The 16,020-nt window shown below is 65.9% G+C and carries 16 protein-coding genes; 9 read left to right on the top strand and 7 right to left on the bottom strand.

Going from position 1 to position 16,020, the window contains the following annotated elements; translation table 11 throughout:
* The first annotated feature begins 334 nt into the window (after positions 1–334).
* From I6F20_RS11235 to I6F20_RS11275, 9 genes are all read left to right on the top strand, one after another.
* The gene (locus tag I6F20_RS11235) at positions 335–1,939 is read left to right on the top strand and encodes a flagellar hook-length control protein FliK (RefSeq protein WP_225126213.1); all 1,605 of its coding nucleotides are present in this window, start codon (positions 335–337) and stop codon (positions 1,937–1,939) included.
* Between the two features lie 13 nt (positions 1,940–1,952).
* Positions 1,953–2,657 carry a flagellar hook assembly protein FlgD gene (locus I6F20_RS11240; RefSeq protein ID WP_109142571.1) on the top strand — a complete coding sequence of 235 codons (705 nt, stop codon included), beginning with the start codon at positions 1,953–1,955 and terminating at the stop codon, positions 2,655–2,657.
* Positions 2,658–3,083: 426 nt separating this feature from the next.
* Complete coding sequence (gene sciP, locus I6F20_RS11245; protein ID WP_002714638.1) at positions 3,084–3,359, top strand: CtrA inhibitor SciP; 276 nt, start codon at positions 3,084–3,086, stop codon at positions 3,357–3,359.
* A gap of 178 nt (positions 3,360–3,537) precedes the next feature.
* On the top strand, positions 3,538–5,148 hold the full coding sequence (gene fliF / locus I6F20_RS11250) for a flagellar basal-body MS-ring/collar protein FliF (RefSeq protein WP_109142570.1): 1,611 nt from the start codon (positions 3,538–3,540) through the stop codon (positions 5,146–5,148).
* A gap of 32 nt (positions 5,149–5,180) precedes the next feature.
* Positions 5,181–6,278, top strand: coding sequence for a flagellar motor switch protein FliG (gene fliG, locus I6F20_RS11255; RefSeq protein ID WP_225126214.1), 1,098 nt, complete (start codon positions 5,181–5,183; stop codon positions 6,276–6,278).
* Positions 6,278–6,901 (top strand): FliH/SctL family protein, encoded by a 624-nt coding sequence (locus I6F20_RS11260; RefSeq protein WP_109142568.1) that lies wholly within the window; start codon positions 6,278–6,280, stop codon positions 6,899–6,901. Before fliG ends, I6F20_RS11260 begins: the two co-directional genes overlap by 1 nt.
* 3 nt (positions 6,902–6,904) lie before the next feature.
* Positions 6,905–7,255: a flagellar motor switch protein FliN gene (gene fliN / locus I6F20_RS11265; protein WP_035704875.1), complete on the top strand. Its 351-nt coding sequence runs from the start codon at positions 6,905–6,907 to the stop codon at positions 7,253–7,255.
* 51 nt (positions 7,256–7,306) lie between these two features.
* The gene (gene flbD / locus I6F20_RS11270; RefSeq protein ID WP_035999037.1) at positions 7,307–8,692 is read left to right on the top strand and encodes a sigma-54-dependent transcriptional regulator FlbD; all 1,386 of its coding nucleotides are present in this window, start codon (positions 7,307–7,309) and stop codon (positions 8,690–8,692) included.
* A 257-nt stretch (positions 8,693–8,949) separates the two neighbouring features.
* The gene (locus I6F20_RS11275; protein ID WP_225126216.1) at positions 8,950–10,098 is read left to right on the top strand and encodes a M20 family metallopeptidase; all 1,149 of its coding nucleotides are present in this window, start codon (positions 8,950–8,952) and stop codon (positions 10,096–10,098) included.
* 107 nt (positions 10,099–10,205) lie between these two features.
* On the opposite strand, the gene I6F20_RS11280 is transcribed toward I6F20_RS11275, so the two are convergent.
* The 7 genes from I6F20_RS11280 to I6F20_RS11310 form a co-directional block, all read right to left on the bottom strand.
* The gene (locus I6F20_RS11280) at positions 10,206–10,361 is read right to left on the bottom strand and encodes a hypothetical protein (RefSeq protein ID WP_035999067.1); all 156 of its coding nucleotides are present in this window, start codon (positions 10,359–10,361) and stop codon (positions 10,206–10,208) included.
* A 94-nt stretch (positions 10,362–10,455) separates the two neighbouring features.
* A complete protein-coding gene (locus I6F20_RS11285; protein WP_157287384.1) occupies positions 10,456–11,037 on the bottom strand; it encodes a flavin reductase family protein in 582 nt (193 codons plus the stop codon).
* A 33-nt stretch (positions 11,038–11,070) separates the two neighbouring features.
* On the bottom strand, positions 11,071–11,919 hold the full coding sequence (locus I6F20_RS11290; RefSeq protein ID WP_225126218.1) for an ATP-binding cassette domain-containing protein: 849 nt from the start codon (positions 11,917–11,919) through the stop codon (positions 11,071–11,073).
* A 19-nt stretch (positions 11,920–11,938) separates the two neighbouring features.
* Entirely contained in the window at positions 11,939–12,745 is an 807-nt protein-coding gene (gene ssuC, locus I6F20_RS11295; protein ID WP_225126220.1) for an aliphatic sulfonate ABC transporter permease SsuC, read from the bottom strand.
* The gene (gene ssuD, locus I6F20_RS11300) at positions 12,742–13,908 is read right to left on the bottom strand and encodes an FMNH2-dependent alkanesulfonate monooxygenase (RefSeq protein ID WP_225126221.1); all 1,167 of its coding nucleotides are present in this window, start codon (positions 13,906–13,908) and stop codon (positions 12,742–12,744) included. The genes ssuC and ssuD overlap by 4 nt, the downstream gene beginning before the upstream one ends.
* A gap of 8 nt (positions 13,909–13,916) precedes the next feature.
* Positions 13,917–14,870, bottom strand: a complete 954-nt coding sequence (locus tag I6F20_RS11305; RefSeq protein ID WP_035999020.1) for a sulfonate ABC transporter substrate-binding protein — start codon at positions 14,868–14,870, stop codon at positions 13,917–13,919.
* 38 nt (positions 14,871–14,908) lie between these two features.
* Positions 14,909–15,859 carry a sulfonate ABC transporter substrate-binding protein gene (locus I6F20_RS11310; RefSeq protein WP_225126223.1) on the bottom strand — a complete coding sequence of 317 codons (951 nt, stop codon included), beginning with the start codon at positions 15,857–15,859 and terminating at the stop codon, positions 14,909–14,911.
* Positions 15,860–16,020 lie beyond the last annotated feature (161 nt).

Below are 16,020 nucleotides of genomic sequence, written 5' to 3' on the forward strand. Positions count from 1 at the left end.
TAGAGCGTTGTGACGGCGGCGACGCGCGATTTGCTTTCTCGGGGGACGGCGGCGATCCCCCGGAACCTTGGTTCCCGAAGAGCACGACTGCCCAAGTCGAAAGCGGCTGAGAGTAGCCTCTTTAATATAGGCGGCATTCCGGTGAAGCAATCACGCGAGCCCCCCGCTTAGGGCAATTCTTGCCGGGGCGGCAGAAATGGCGGGGTCGGAGCCGGCGGCCCGGCAATGCACCCACATCGCTAAAGCGTTGATTATATTACTGAAATATTCGGTTCGGGGCGCTGGCCCGCTCCTTGCTCCCTCTTGATGCGAAGTTGCTTGCAAGGGGTTGCCTGTGGTCGGTCGGATGTCAGATGTCGTGGCAAGCGTGCAAATCCAGAGCGCGCAGCAGAAGCCTGCCCGGTCGCAAGGCCCGAGAGACACGCCCGCGAGCGAGGCTTTCGGCTCGCTGGTCGACAGCAACACGCAGGCCGGCGGCAACAACGCGCCGGCGCAGGACAGCGCACCACGCCGGAGCGAGCAGACCTCGTCCTCCCCGGCGGCCGAGCGGCCGTCGCGCGACACCTCGTCCACCGACCAGGCTTCGCAGAGCAAGGCGAGCGACGATGCCGACCCTTCCGCGCCGGCGGAGAATGACAGGGGCGAGGCGTCCAGCGATCCGGCCAAGGACGCCGGCAAGGTCAAGGACAAGTCCGAGACGGCCGACGCCAAATCGGCCGACAAATCCGACGAGCCCGAGAGCGACGCGACTGATGGCACCGAGGTCCTCACGGCCGCCGTCGAGGCGGCTGCCGCCGCGCCGTCCGCGACGACGCAGACCGCCCTGCCCGACCCCGGCATCATCGTTGCCGCGCCGGTCGTCCCGGTCGACCCGAATGCAGCTGCGAACCAGGCTGGCGATGCCGCCGCCGCGCCGCTCGCGATCGCCGCGGCAGGTCTTGCCGCCAGCGCCTCCATCGCGGCCCAAATCGCCGGCACCAAGACCGATACTGCCACGGCGAGCGCCAAGGCCGCAGGCGCCGAGGTCGATGCCGAGACCACGACGACGCTCGGCGAGGCCGCGGCCGGCACGACCGAGACCGCCTCGACCGATGGAAAAGCTGGTGGCGGACTGATCGCCGCGGTCAGCCAGGGCACGCCCAAGACTGCGTTCAAGGATGCCGCCACGGTGCAGGCCGAGACCGACATCTCGAATATCGGCCAGGACACCGGCAAGACGAACCTCGCCACGGCGCAGGCACCGGCCGCCAGCGCCGCGCATGCGCAAGGCGTCAAGCCGCAGCCCGATCGCGTCGCGACCGACGCCAAGGCGGGTCCCGCCGACCGCGCCGCCGATCAGGCCCAGGGCACGTCGGCCGCGCCGGCGCATGCCGGCCCGCAAGCCACGATCGCTCCGACGGATACCAGCGCGCAGGCCGCTTCTACCGTGCAGGCGCCGCTGACGAATGCGACCTCGGCCGCGACAGCATCAACCGCGACGCTCACCGCGACCGCGGCGACCCACACTACGGCGGTGCCGATCAGCGGCATCCCGATCGAGATCGCAGCCGCCATTCGGTCCGGCAAGTCGCGGTTCGACATCAGCCTCGATCCGGCCGAGCTCGGCCGCATCGACGTGCGCATCAACGTCGACCGCGCCGGCAACGTCACCTCGCATCTCACCGTCGAGAAGCCGGAGACGCTGCAGATGCTGCGTCAGGACGCGCCGCAATTGCAGCGCGCGCTCGACGATGCCGGCTTCAAGACCGGCAGCAACGGTCTGTCCTTCAGCCTGCGCGACCAGAATTCATCGGGCCAGCACTCAGGCCAGAACAACGACAATGGCGGCAATGCCCGCCGCCTGATCATCAGCGAGGACGACAGCGTTTCCACGGCGCCCATCGGGCGCGGCTATGGCCGCATGCTCGGATCGAGCAGCGGCGTCGACATCAGAGTGTGAGGAGTATCTGGCAATGACCACCACGAATGCCGCCACTTCGCCCCCGGTCGTCTCCGGGACGACCGACCTGCCGAAATCCTCGTCGAATTCGTCGATGAGCTCGACCACGGGATCGACGCTCGCCGGCAATTTCCAGACCTTCCTGACCCTGCTGACGACGCAGCTGCAGAACCAGAACCCGCTCGATCCGCTCGACACCAACCAGTTCACCCAGCAGCTGGTGCAGTTCGCCGGCGTCGAGCAGCAGCTCAAGACCAACGAATCGCTGGCTCAGCTCGTCACCCTGCAGCAGACCACGCAGGCGACCCAGGCGCTGGGCTTCGTCGGCAAGACCGCGCTGGTCGACGGCTCGACCGCGACGATGACCAACTCGACGGCTGTCTGGCATCTCAACGTCCCGACCGACTCCACGGTCGAGATCTCCATCGCCAATTCGAGCGGCCAGACCGTGTTCAACGGCAAATATACCGCCGCCGCCGGCAACGACATTCCCTTTACCTGGAACGGCATGGGCAATGACGGCACGCAATGGCCCGACGGCAAGTACACGATCTCGGCCACGGGCAAGGACGTCGCGAACAACAATGTCGGCATCGCCGCGCAGGTGCAGGGCGTGGTGTCGTCGGTCGATCTGACCCAGTCGCCGCCGCTGCTCACCATCGACGGCGCCAGCTACACGCTGAGCCAGGTGAAGAGCATCATTGCGACGAGCAATTGATAGCGGAACACTGCAGCAACAAATTCAGTGTCATCCCCGCCTAGTGCGCAATTGCGCACGGGGGGCGGGGATCCATAGCCCCAGGAAGTCGTTTTCGCATGAAGCCCTAACCCCGAGGCATCGTCAAACTACTCCCTGGGGTTATGGATCCTCAGATGCGCAATTGCGCATCATAGCTCGCGCTGCGCGCGCCCCGGGATGACTATCAGGGTCTTTGCGACACCACCGCAGACCCCGCTTGTTAGTAGAGTATTTACCTTCTGCCCCGCTCAGCCGGCCGAGATTGCGTCTTTCGCCCGCCGAGTCGGCCGCGTTCCCGCAAGATTCAACGAGAATTGTATTGAACCCTTAGGCTTAGCGGATTTTTAAGCCGCGGGGGTTACGGTTACGGCGTGAGTTCAGTGGTTGAGAGTTTGTGAGTACGCCATGACAGAACCCCATCGCCCGAGGGTAAAATACGTCATCGGGCCGGACGGCAGTCCGTTGACGATCGCGGATCTGCCTGCACCCGGCACCAAACGCTGGGTCATCCGCCGCAAGGCCGAAGTCGTCGCCGCTGTCCGTGGCGGACTTCTCTCCCTGGAGGAGGCCTGCAGCCGTTATACCCTGACGGTCGACGAATTCCTCTCCTGGCAGTTTTCCATCGACCAGCACGGTCTGGCGGGTCTTCGCACCACCCGCATCCAGCAATATCGCCAGTAGGCGATCCGGAATTCTGCGGTCTTTGACGAAAATCGGCCTCGCTTTGCGAGGCCGATTTTTTTCATGATGCACTTTTGTCCGACCTCTTAACCTTCGTTAACCATATCGAAACCATCACCTAGGCAATAATTGCCCAGTCGACCGCTCGGTTGCGGGTCGGATTGGTCGGGGCGGTTGCTTGCAAGGTCTTGCGGACTTCTTAAAAAGTATCGGTGCCGCCCGGTTCGGGGCGATGATCGCGGTCACCGCCGCGCTCATCGGCTTCTTTGCCTTCGTCATCATGCGTGTCACCACGCCGCAGATGACGACGCTGTTCACGGACCTGTCAGTCGAAGACTCCTCCAGCATCATCAAGGACCTGGAACGCCAGGGCATCCAGTTCGAGATCCGCAATGAGGGCTCCATCATCATGGTGCCCAAGGACAAGGTCACGCGGCTGCGGATGAAGCTCGCCGAGGGCGGCCTGCCCAAGGGCGGCGGCGTCGGCTACGAGGTGTTCGACAAGTCGGACGCGCTCGGCACCACCTCCTTCGTCCAGAACATCAATCATCTGCGCGCGCTCGAGGGCGAGCTCGCCCGTACCATCCGCGCCATCGACCGCATCCAGGCCGCCCGCGTCCATCTGGTGCTGCCCGAGCGGCCGCTATTCGCCCGCGAAGCGCCGGAGCCGTCGGCCTCGATCGTGGTGCGCGTCCGCGGCGCGCTGGAAGCCCAGCAGATCCGCGCCATCCGCCACCTCGTCGCCTCCGCCGTCAACGGCCTGAAGCCGCAGCGGGTCTCGATCGTCGACGAGGCCGGCCAGCTGCTCGCCGACGGCGCCCAGACCGATCCGGAACAGGCGATCGGCGAGGAACGCCGCATCGCCTTCGAGAAGCGGATGCGCAAGCAGGTCGAGGACATCGTCTCCTCCGTGGTCGGCTCGGGCCGCGCCCGCGTGCAGCTCTCCGCCGATTTCGACTTCAACAAGGTCACCCAGACCTCGGACAAGTTCGACCCCGAAGGCCGCGTGTTGCGCTCGAGCCAGACCCGCGAAGAGCAGAGCATGACCGCCGACAACAACGGCCAGGTCACCGTCAACAACGAGCTGCCCGGCAACCAGCAGAACAACGGCGTCGCGCCCAAGGACCAGAGCAAGAAGACCGAAGAGACCAACAATTACGAGATCTCCCGCACCACCAAGACCGAGGTGACCGAGGCCGGCCGGGTCAACCGCATCTCGGTCGCGGTGCTGGTCGACGGCATCTACAGCAAGAACGACAAGGGTGAGCTGGCCTACCAGGACCGCACCAAGGAGCAGCTCGACCGCATCGCCACGCTGGTGCGCTCGGCGATCGGCTTCGACCAGAAGCGTGGCGACCAGGTCGAGGTCGTCAATCTGCGCTTCGCCGACGCGCCCTCCACCGCCCCGATCGGCGAGCCTGGCGGCTTTCTCGGCATGCTGCAGTTCACCAAGGACGACGTCATGTACTTCGTCGAGCTCGGCGTGATGATGCTGCTCGGCCTCGTCGTGCTGTTCCTGGTGATCCGCCCGCTGGTCAAGCGCATTCTCGCCTCGGACGAGGTCGCCGCCGCCATCTCCGGCGTGCTGACGGGCCCAGCCGCCTCGGAAGAGGCCGCGCCGGCCGGCCAGCCGCTGCTGCCGAGCGGCGGCACCAGCGCCATCGACGTCGCCACCATTCAGGGCCAGGTCCACGCCCAGTCCGTTCACCGCGTCGGCGAGCTCGCCGAACGCAATCCCAACGAAACCGTTGCAATCATCCGCCAGTGGCTGACTGAGCCGACGAAATAACCAAAGCCAAGTGCATCAAGAAGTGATCTGACATGGCCGCTAATCTGCAAAACGCCAACTCGAACGACATCACCAGCGTGATCTCCACGCTGGGGCAGCGCGCCGGCAATCGCGCCGCCGACGGCAAGGGCCTCGCGCAGCTGCCCGGGCCGAAGCGTGCCGCGATCCTGATGCTGGCGCTCGGCGAGCAATACGGCGGCAAGATCTGGGGCCTGCTCGACGACGACGAGGTCCGCCAGCTCTCGCTGGAGATGTCGACGCTCGGCACCGTCGAGGTCGACACCGTCGAGGACATGCTGCTCGAATTCGTCTCGCGCATGTCAGCCTCGGGCGCGCTGATGGGCAATTTCGACGCCACCGAGCGGCTGCTCCAGCAATACCTGCCGCCGGAACGCGTCAACGGCATCATGGACGAGATCCGCGGTCCCGCCGGGCGCAACATGTGGGAGAAGCTCTCCAACGTGCAGGAAGAGGTTCTCGCCAACTATCTCAAGAACGAATACCCGCAGACCATCGCCGTGGTGCTGTCGAAGCTGAAGCCGGAGCACGCCGCGCGCGTGCTCGGCATCCTGCCCGAGGAGCTCGCGCTCGACGTCGTCAACCGCATGCTGAAGATGGAGGCGGTGCAGAAGGAGGTGATCGAGAGTGTCGAGAAGACGCTGCGCACCGAATTCATGTCCAACCTGTCGCAGACCCGCCGCCGCGACGCCCACGAGGTCATGGCGGAAATCTTCAACAATTTCGACCGCCAGACCGAAACCCGCTTCATCACCTCGCTGGAAGAGGACAACCGCGAATCCGCCGAGCGCATCAAGGCGCTGATGTTCACCTTCGACGACCTGGTGAAGCTCGATTCCGGCTCCGCCCAGACCTTGATGCGCAACGTCGACAAGGACAAGCTCGGCGTCGCGCTCAAGAGCGCCAACGAGGACGTCCGCAACTTCTTCTTCGGCAACATGTCCTCGCGCGCGGCCAAGATGCTCCAGGACGACATGGCGGCGATGGGCCCCGTGCGCCTGCGCGACGTCGACGAAGCCCAGGCGCTGCTGGTCAATCTCGCCAAGGACCTCGCCGCCAAGGGTGAGATCATGCTGACCAAGAACCGCGCCGACGACGAGCTGGTGTACTGATGGCCGCTCCGGCAAAATTCCTGTTCGATACCGACTTCGCGGCGCCCGAGCGCGCGACGCGCGAGAAGGCCGCGACCGCGGCAGAGATCGCGCAGAAGGTCGCGGAAGCCGAGGCCCGCGCCTATCAGGACGGCTTTGCCGCCGGCCAGCGCGAGGCCAAGGCCGAGAGCGACCGCCGCGTCGCGCTCGCGATGGAAGAGATCAACATCGCCATCCGCGGCGTCGCCGCCGGCATCGGCAACATCGAGACCAGAATGGAGACCGAGGCGGTCGAGGTCGCAATCGCGGTGGCTCGCAAGCTGTGCGCCGACCTCGTCGCCGCCGAGCCGCTCGGCGAGGTCATCGCGCTGGTCAAGGACTGCTTCTCGCATCTGGTCGCGACACCGCATCTCGTCGTCCGCATCAACGATTCGCTCTACGACAGCGCGCGCGAGAAGATCGAGCGGCTCGCCAAGCAGAGCGGCTTCGAGGGCCGGCTGGTGATCCTGGCCGAGCCGGAAATTGCCACCGGCGACTGCCGGATCGAATGGGCCGATGGCGGCGTCGTGCTGGAGCGCGGCGCCATCGCGGCCAAGATCGACGAAATGGTCGGACGCTATATCGCGTCCCGCAGGGGGAGCTGAACCATGAGCGACACCGACGGACAGGTCCCGCTGCCCGATCTCAACGGCCCGATGCCGCCTGCCGGCACCGACGTCGGCTACAACGAGGACGAATATGCGGCGCGTGCCGCCGCCGACCTCGAGGCGGTGTTCGACGTGCCGGTGCAGGTCTCGGCCGTGCTCGGCCGCTCCAAGATGGACGTCGGCGAGCTCCTGAAGCTCGGACCGGGCACCGTGCTCGAGCTCGACCGGCGCGTCGGCGAGGCCATCGACATCTACGTCAACAACAAGCTGGTCGCCCGCGGCGAGGTCGTCCTGGTGGAGGACAAGCTCGGCGTGACCATGACGGAAATCATCAAGGCCGAACGCGGCTGACACGCAAGGACATGACGCGCGACGGCGCGAGCAGACGGACAGGAGACTGACATGCGGCTTCTCATCGTTGGCACATTGAAGGGCCAGCTCACCACCGCCACCAAGATCGCGATGGAGAACGGCGCCACCGTGACCCATGCCGAGGATCACGAGCAGGCGATGCGCGTGCTGCGCGGGGGCAAGGGCGCCGACCTCCTGCTGGTCGACGTCGCGCTCGACATCCGCGACCTCGTGCTGCGGCTGGAAGCCGAGCACATCCACGCCCCGATCGTCGCCTGCGGCATCACCAACGACGCCCGCGCCGCGGTCGCTGCGATCCATGCCGGGGCCAAGGAATACATCCCGCTGCCGCCAGATCCGGAGCTGATCGCCGCGGTGCTGGCTGCCGTCGCCAACGATTCCCGCGAGCTGGTCTACCGTGACGATGCGATGGCAAAGGTGATCAAGCTCGCCCAGCAGATCGCCGGCTCGGACGCCTCGGTGATGATCACCGGCGAATCCGGCACGGGCAAGGAAGTGCTGGCCCGCTACGTTCACTCCCGTTCGGCCCGGGCCAAGCGTCCGTTCATCTCGATCAACTGCGCCGCCATCCCGGAGCACCTGCTGGAATCCGAGCTGTTCGGCCACGAGAAGGGCGCCTTCACCGGCGCGGTCGCCCGCCGCATCGGCAAGTTCGAGGAGGCGACCGGCGGCACGCTGCTGCTCGACGAAATCTCGGAGATGGACGTTCGCCTGCAATCGAAACTGCTGCGCGCCATCCAGGAGCGTGTGATCGACCGCGTCGGCGGCACCAAGCCGGTTCCGGTCGACATCCGCATCATCGCGACCTCGAACCGCAATCTCGCCGAGGCCGTGCGAGAGGGCACGTTCCGCGAGGACTTGCTGTTCCGCCTCAACGTCGTGAATTTGAAGATCCCGCCGCTGCGCGAGCGTCCCGCCGACATCCTCGAGCTCGCCCAGCACTTCGTGAAGAAATATGCCGACGCCAACGGCGTGCCGCTGCGTCCGCTCTCGGCCGAGGCGCGGCGCGTGCTCTCCGCCAACCGCTGGCAGGGCAACGTCCGCGAGCTCGAAAACACCATGCACCGCGCGGTGCTGATGGCCCAGGGCGACGAGATCGGGCCCGACGCCATCATCACGCCGGACGGCGACCGCCTCGACCTCGCCAAGACCGCCCCGGCCGTGGCGCATGCCACTATGGCCGCCGAGCAGGTGACGCGCGCGCTGGTGGGGCGCACCGTCGCCGACGTCGAACGCGACCTGATTCTGGAGACGCTGAAGCACTGCCTCGGCAACCGCACCCATGCCGCCAACATCCTCGGCATCTCGATCCGCACGCTGCGCAACAAGCTCAATGAATATGCCGACGGCGGCATCCCGATCCCGCCCGCAGGCACGCCGGGAGAATATCCGCGGATGCCGATGATGGGGGCGTAGGCGCCCGCGACCATCGAGCGGACGCGAATGCCCGGGCCAAGTCCGGGCATTTTTCGTTTGGCGCAGGCCGCCACCCCGTCATTGCGAGCGCAGCAAAGCAATCCAGAATCCCTCGGCGGCGACAGACTGGACTGCTTAGCTGCGCTCGCAATGACGAACCTCAAGAGCATCCTTCGCATGACCGAACCGCGCCACGTGACTATGCCATCCGCGCGGCACGCCCTATAACCCCGCCCGAAAACCACGCGAGGGACCACATGTCTGAAGCTCAAATCACGGATTGGCTGGCGTCGCAGAAGCAGGCGATGATCGACCTGCTCCGCGACGTCGTGAACATCGATTCCGGCTCCTACGACAAGGAAGGCGTCGATGCCGTCGGTGCGCGGTTCGAGCGGCATTTTGCCGAGCACGGCATTCCGTTCCGGCGCGAAAGCCACGGCACGTTCGGCGACGCGATCCATGCCGAGGTGGCAAAGCCCGGCAGCAACGAGAAGCCGGTGCTGTTGATGGGACACCGCGACACGGTGTTCGGCAAGGGCGAGGCCGGGCGGCGGCCGTTCACGATCCGGGATGGCCGCGCCTATGGACCCGGTGTCGCCGACATGAAGTCCGGCCTCGTCATGAACGTGTTCGTGGCCGCCGCCTTCCACAAGTTCGGCGGCGCACCGCATCCGATCAAGGTGCTGATCACCTCCGACGAGGAGATCGGCTCGCCCTCCTCGCGCCCGGTGATCGAGCGCGAGGGACGCGCGGCACGCGCGGTGTTCAATTCCGAGCCGGGCCGGCCCACGGGCAACGTCGTCACCGGGCGCAAGGGCGGCATCTTCATGCACATGGCCATCACCGGCAAGGCCGCGCATTCCGGCGCCAACTTCGCCGCCGGCGTCAGCGCCATCGGCGAGCTCGCGCACAAGATCGTCCAGATCCACGCGCTCACCGACCTCGACAAGGGCATCACGCTCAATGTCGGCCTCATCTCGGGCGGGCAGTCCGTCAACACGACGGCACCTTACGCGGAAGGGCAGATCGACCTGCGCTATGTCGATCCGGCCGATCGCGCGCGGATCATGGGTGCGATCGAAAAGATCGTCGCGACCTCCTTCGTGCCGGGCACCAGCGCGACGCTGTCGATCAAGGGCGAGTTCGTGCCGGTGGTGCAGAGCGCGGACTCGAAGGCGCTGTTCGAAGGCTATCAGTCCGCCGCAAGACAGGTGGGCCTCACCACGCTGCAGGGCGAGTTCTCCGGCGGCTGCGCCGATTCCGGCTTCACCGCCGCGGTCGGCACGCCGACCATTTGCGGCCTCGGCCCGGTCGGTGGGCTCGCGCACACGCCGGAGGAATATTTGGAGATCGACAGCATCGTGCCGCGCGCGCAGGCGCTGGCGCTGGCGATTCTGCGGGGGTGAACGGAGGTGCGTAGGGTGGGCAAAGCGAAGCGTAACCCACCTGGTCATTTTCCGTGGAGACAAACAGTGGTGGGTTACGCCTTCGGCTAACCCACCCTACGAGACCGTCACGAATAGCTCGGCGCATCCGGCTTGCGGAAGATGTGGATGGGATCGCCCGGCACGATCGGAGATCCGGAGAACATCGCGTAGGCGTAGAGCGCGAGATAGGCGATCGCGAGCGCGCCGATGGCGTAGAAGATCAAGGTAGCCACGCGCTTCATCGTTCCGCTCCATGCGTCCGGCGGGACAGTCAGGAGCGCTTCTAGAGCGACGAGGCGGAAAAGGCCAGCCTTGCGCGAGGCTCGCCGACGGCGATCAAATGCCGCGCCGGCCGCGCGCGGGAAGGCTGACATCGGCGAGCCGGGCCGCGTCTTCGTCCTGGTCGACCGCCACGTATTGGCCGTGCCAATAGGCCAGCGCGGCATTGCGGGTCGAGCTCCTGATGTCCCGGACACGGCCGATGACGATGCCGTGCGAGTGCCGCTCGACGATCTCCTCGACTTCGCAATCGAAGGCCGAGAGCGCGCCGACCAGCAGCGGGACACCAGAGACTGCCGTCACCCACTGGCTGCCTGCAAAGCGATCCGCACCCTTCAGCCCGCCCTTGCCGGCAAAGCGTTCGGCAATGTCGAGTTGGTCAGCATTGAGGATGTTCACGCCGAAGGCGCCGTGGCGGCGGATCAGCGGAAACGACGAGGCGTCGCGGTTGATGCTGACCAGCAGCGTCGGCGGCTCGACCGACAGCGAGGTGACCGAGGTCACCGTCATGCCGGAGATGTCCTTGCCCCGCCCGGCCGTGATGACGCTGACGCCGCCGGTAAGGTGGCGCATGGCGCCGCGGAAATCGGCGGACGAGACGGGAATTTCGGTCATGAGCTCGCGGGGGACTACATTCATGGCGCTACTCCCCGCAAGCGGGGTTCCCTCTATTTAGGTACGATCGTCGGCCGACAACAGGTGGCTCAGGATCGAGCCTTCGAGCCCGGCAAGCTCGGCCGAGCCGCGCTGGCGCGGCCGGGCGGCGTTAACCGTGACGTCATGGGCGATGCGGCCCTCCTCGATGACGAGCACGCGGTCGGCCAGCGCCACGGCTTCCGAGACATCGTGGGTCACCAGGATCGCGGTAAAGCCCTGATCGCGCCAGACCCGCTCGAGGAGCCGCTGCATCGAGATGCGGGTCAGCGCGTCCAGCGCGCCGAGCGGCTCGTCGAAGGCGAGCACGCGCGGGCGCGAGACCAGCGCACGGCCGAGCGCGACGCGCTGCTTCTGGCCCCCTGAGAGCACCGAGGGCCATTGATCGCGCTTGTCGGCGAGGCCGACCTCGATCAGCGCCTTCTCGGCGCGGGCATGCGCATCGCTTGAGGCACGATCGCGGCCGAGGCCGACCTCGACATTGGCGAGCACGCGGGCCCAGGGCAGCAGCCGCGGCTCCTGGAACATCACGCGGATGTCCTCGGGCTGAATATCCTGCCCGAAGCTGATGCTGCCGGCATCGATCTTGTCGAGGCCGGCGATCAGGCGCAGCAAGGTGCTCTTGCCGCAGCCGCTCTTGCCGACGATCGCAACGAACTGCCCGGCGGGAATGTGCAGGTCGATGCCGCGCAGCACCTCGTTGTTACCGAAGGATTTGCGCAAGCCGCGGATGCTGAGCGGCAGGCCGCTGGCCTGAACTCGGTGTTCTTTTTGCCGCTCCTCGCGCACCACGCGGGCGTGTGGGGCGAAAGCGGCGCGGCCGGCGAGCTCGGTCTCGGGAAGAGAGGTACGAAGCGCTGTCTGCATGTGATTCCCAGTATTTTGCTCAACGTTTCTGGAAGGCGGGGTGCCAGGAGAGCGTCAGACGCTCCAGCACGCGGGAGGCGCTGTCGGCGAGCTTGCCGAGCAGGGCGTAGATCAGGATCGAGAGCACGACGACGTCGATCAGCATGAACTCGCGCGCTTGCATCGCCATGTAGCCGAGGCCGGAAGAGGCCGCGATGGTCTCGGCGACGATCAGCGTCAGCCACATGATGCCGAGCGCAAAGCGGATGCCGACGAAGATCGAAGGCAGCGCGCCCGGGAAGATGACGCGGCGGAACAGTTCGCCATCGGTCATGCCGTAGATGCGGCTCATCTCGATCAGCTGCGGATCGACGGTGCGGATGCCGTGCAGCGTGTTGAGATAGATCGGGAAGAACACCCCGAGCGCCACCAGGAAGAGCTTTGCGCTTTCGTCGATGCCGAACCAGAGGATGACCAGCGGGATCAGCGCCAGATGCGGCACGTTGCGCACCATCTGCAGGGTGGTATCGGTGAGCCTGGCCGAAAGCTGCGACAGGCCGTTGGCGAGGCCGAAGGCGAAGCCGATGCTGCCGCCGATCAAAAAGCCGATCGAGGCGCGCCAGAACGACACCCAGATGTTGCGGACGAGCTCACCGGAGACCAGCAGCTTCCAGCCCGCGAGCACGACGTCGCTCGGGGCCGGCAGTACCCGCGTCGGCACGAAGCCGGTGACGCTCGCGACCTGCCAGACCGCGATGATGGCGAGCGGCACGATCCACTGGATCAGGCCGTCGGCCCGCGGCAGGCGGATGCTGCGCGGAAGCGAAATGCTGTCGATCAGGCTCATGACTGCGACACCCGGTGCTGCGGACGGAAATCGCTGCCGACGGTCTCGCCGAACGGACCGCCGTTGAAATGCAGCTTCGTCACGTTGCTCGGCTGCTCCAGCGCGAGCAGCGGGAACACCAGCTCGGCGAAGCGATAGGCTTCCTCCAGATGCGGATAGCCCGACATGATGAAGGTATCGATGCCGAGATCCTGATACTCCTTGATGCGGGCCGCAACCGTCTGGGCGTCGCCGACCAGAGCCGTGCCGGCGCCGCCGCGGACGAGGCCGACGCCGGCCCACAGGTTCGGCGCGATCTCGAGCTTGTCGCGCTTGCCGCCGTGGAGCTGCGCCATGCGCTGCTGACCGACCGAGTCCATACGGGCAAAGTTCTTCTGGGCCAGCGCGATGGTGTCGTCGCTGACGTGCCTGATCAGCTCGTTTGCGGCGTGCCAGGCTTCTTCGTTGGTCTCGCGGACAATGACGTGTAGACGGATGCCGAAGGAGAGTTTGCGGCCACGAGCTGCGGCAACCTCCCTCACCTTCGCGATCTTCTCGGCGACCAGCGCCGGCGGCTCGCCCCAGGTGAGATATTTGTCGACGGTGTCCGCCGCGACGTCGATGCCGGCATCGGAGGAGCCGCCGAAATAGAGCGGGGGCCGCGGCGACTGCACGGGGGGAAACAGCAGCTTGCCGCCCTCGATGCGGATGTGCTTGCCCTCGGCGTTCACCGTCTTGCCGGCGAGCAGGTCGCTGTAGACGTTGAGGAACTCGCGGGTGACCTCGTAGCGCTCGTCGTGGCCGAGGAAGATGCCGTCGCCCTTGTTCTCGACGGGATCGCCGCCGGTGACGACGTTGACGAGAAGCCGGCCGTTCGAGACGCGATCGAGCGTCGCGGTCATGCGCGCGGCCACGCTCGGCGATTGCAGGCCGGGACGAACGGCGACGAGATAGCGCAGCCGCTCCGTGAACGGCGCAACCGAAGACGCGACGATCCAGGAATCCTCGCAGGACCGGCCGGTCGGCAACAGCACGCCGAAATAGCCGAGCTGATCGGCGGCCTGCGCGACCTGGCGCAGATAGTTGAAATTGACCTCGCGGCCGCCGATGCCGGTGCCGAGATAGCGGCCGTCGCCATGCGTCGGCAGGAACCAGAGGATGTTGGCGTTTGATTGCTTGCTCATGAGTGTGCTCACGTTCCCGGCTTCCGCGCCACGTCGGAAATCTTGATGGATTTGGGGATCAGGCCGAGCGCGAAGAACGCGTCGGCCACCTGCTGCTGGTCGGCGATGACGGCATCGGTGATCGGCTTGATGCCGTAGGACTGGCGCTTCAGGGCCACCTCGACCACGGGGACCGGGAGACCGATCGAGGGAGCCAGCTGCTCGGCTACGGCGCGGATGTCGCCCTTGGCCCAATCATCGACCGCGCTGAGTTCGGCGAGCACGGCATCGACGATCTTCGGGTTGGCTTCGAGGAATTTCTTGGAGGCGAAGTAGAACTGGTAGTTGGCCACGATGCCGCTGCCATCGGCCAGCGTGCGTGCGCCGGTGGCCGCTTCCGCCGCGGCCTGGAACGGATCCCAGATCACCCAGGCATCGACTGCGCCGCGTTCGAAGGCGGCCCGCGCGTCGGCTGGTGCCAGGAACACGGTCTCGATCTCCGAGTATTTGACGCCGGCTTTCTCAAGCGCCTTGACGAGGAGATAGTGGACGTTGGAGCCCTTGTTGAGCGCGACCTTCTTGCCCTTGAGGTCGGCAACGGATTTCAGCGGACTTTCCTTCGGGACCAGGATCGCCTCGCCCTTCGGCGCCGGCGGCTCGTAGGCCACATACTGGATCGGCGCGCCGGCGGCCTGCGCGAAGATCGGCGGAGCTTCGCCGGTGTTGCCGAAATCGATCGCGCCGACGTTAAGCGCTTCGAGCAGCGGCGGACCGGACGGAAATTCGGTCCACACCACCTTGTAGCCGTCAGCGGCGAGCTTCGGCTCCAGCGTGCCCTTGCTCTTGAGCAGCACCAGCTTGCCGTACTTCTGGTAGCCGATGCGGACCACCTTATCCTGACCGTAGGAGGTGCCGACGGCGGCCGCGACGATGCCGATCGACAGCACGATGGCTGCGATCACGCGTTGAACGATGCGCTTCATGTTCAGACCTTTTTGAACGGGAAGAGTTGTCGGCACGGTCAGGCTGCCGGGTTGCGCCAGACGATGTCGCGAATATGAATCGGCTTCGGGATCAGGCCGAGCTCGTAGAAGCGGTCGGCGACGCCCTGCTGGGTCGCAACGATCTCGTCGGTGACGGGGCCGACCACGAAGTTCGCGCGATTGGCGGCGACGGTCTGGATATCCAAGGGAACGCCGGTGATCGCGGCGAGCGATCTTGCGACCTCGTCGCGGTGCTGCTCGGCCCATTGGCCGGCCGCGGTCGTCACGTCGACGATCTGCTGCAGGATCGCCGCATGGTTCTTCGCGAACTCGCGGTTGGCGATGTAGAAGGAATTGGTCTTGGTGACCTCGCGCGCATTGATCAGGATGCGGCCGTTCTGCTTGGTCTCGCCGATGGCGAAATAGGGATCCCAGATCGCCCACGCTTCGATGCTGCCATTGGCGAAGGCGGGGCCGGCATCCGGCGGCGTCAGGTAGACCGGCGTGATGTCGGCATAGGTGAGGCCGGCCTTCTCCAGCGTCTGCACCACGACGTTGTGGGCGCTGGAGCCCTTGGTGAAGCCGATGCGCTTGCCCTTGAGGTCTTTGATGTCGCGGATCGGCGAATCCTTGGGGACCAGGATGCCCTGGCCGTTGGTGATGGGCTGGCCGGCGGCGTAGACGATCGCCGCGCCCGCGGCCTGGGCGAACACAGGCGGGGAATCTCCGACCGCGCCGAAATCGACGCTGCCGACGTTCATCGCCTCCATCATCGGCGGGCCCGAGGAGAACTCGATCCACTTCACCTCGATGCCTGAGGCTGCGAAATGTCTTTCCAGGGCAGCCTGCTGGCGCGTGATGACCAGCACGCCGGTCTTCTGGTAGCCGATACGAATTTCCTTCACCGCCCCTTGCGCGATCGCAGGCGATGCGAACGCGGCGGCGGCCGCAGTTCCAACCGAAAGTTTCAGAAAGTCTCGACGCTGCATTCCACACTCCCGGCCGCGTGCGGCCGTCATCATTCACGTTTACCGAATGATGGTGCGCGTCATCGGAAGTGTCGAGACGTCCGCGAAAATAGCGATGCGAGCACTGCGCTGCATGCCGCGCGCGTGACTAATCTTTCAAGCGGCGAAGCGAATGAGGATGG

This window comes from Bradyrhizobium sp. IC3123 (assembly GCF_020193625.1).
In the GTDB taxonomy this organism is placed as follows: Bacteria; Pseudomonadota; Alphaproteobacteria; order Rhizobiales; family Xanthobacteraceae; genus Bradyrhizobium; species Bradyrhizobium yuanmingense.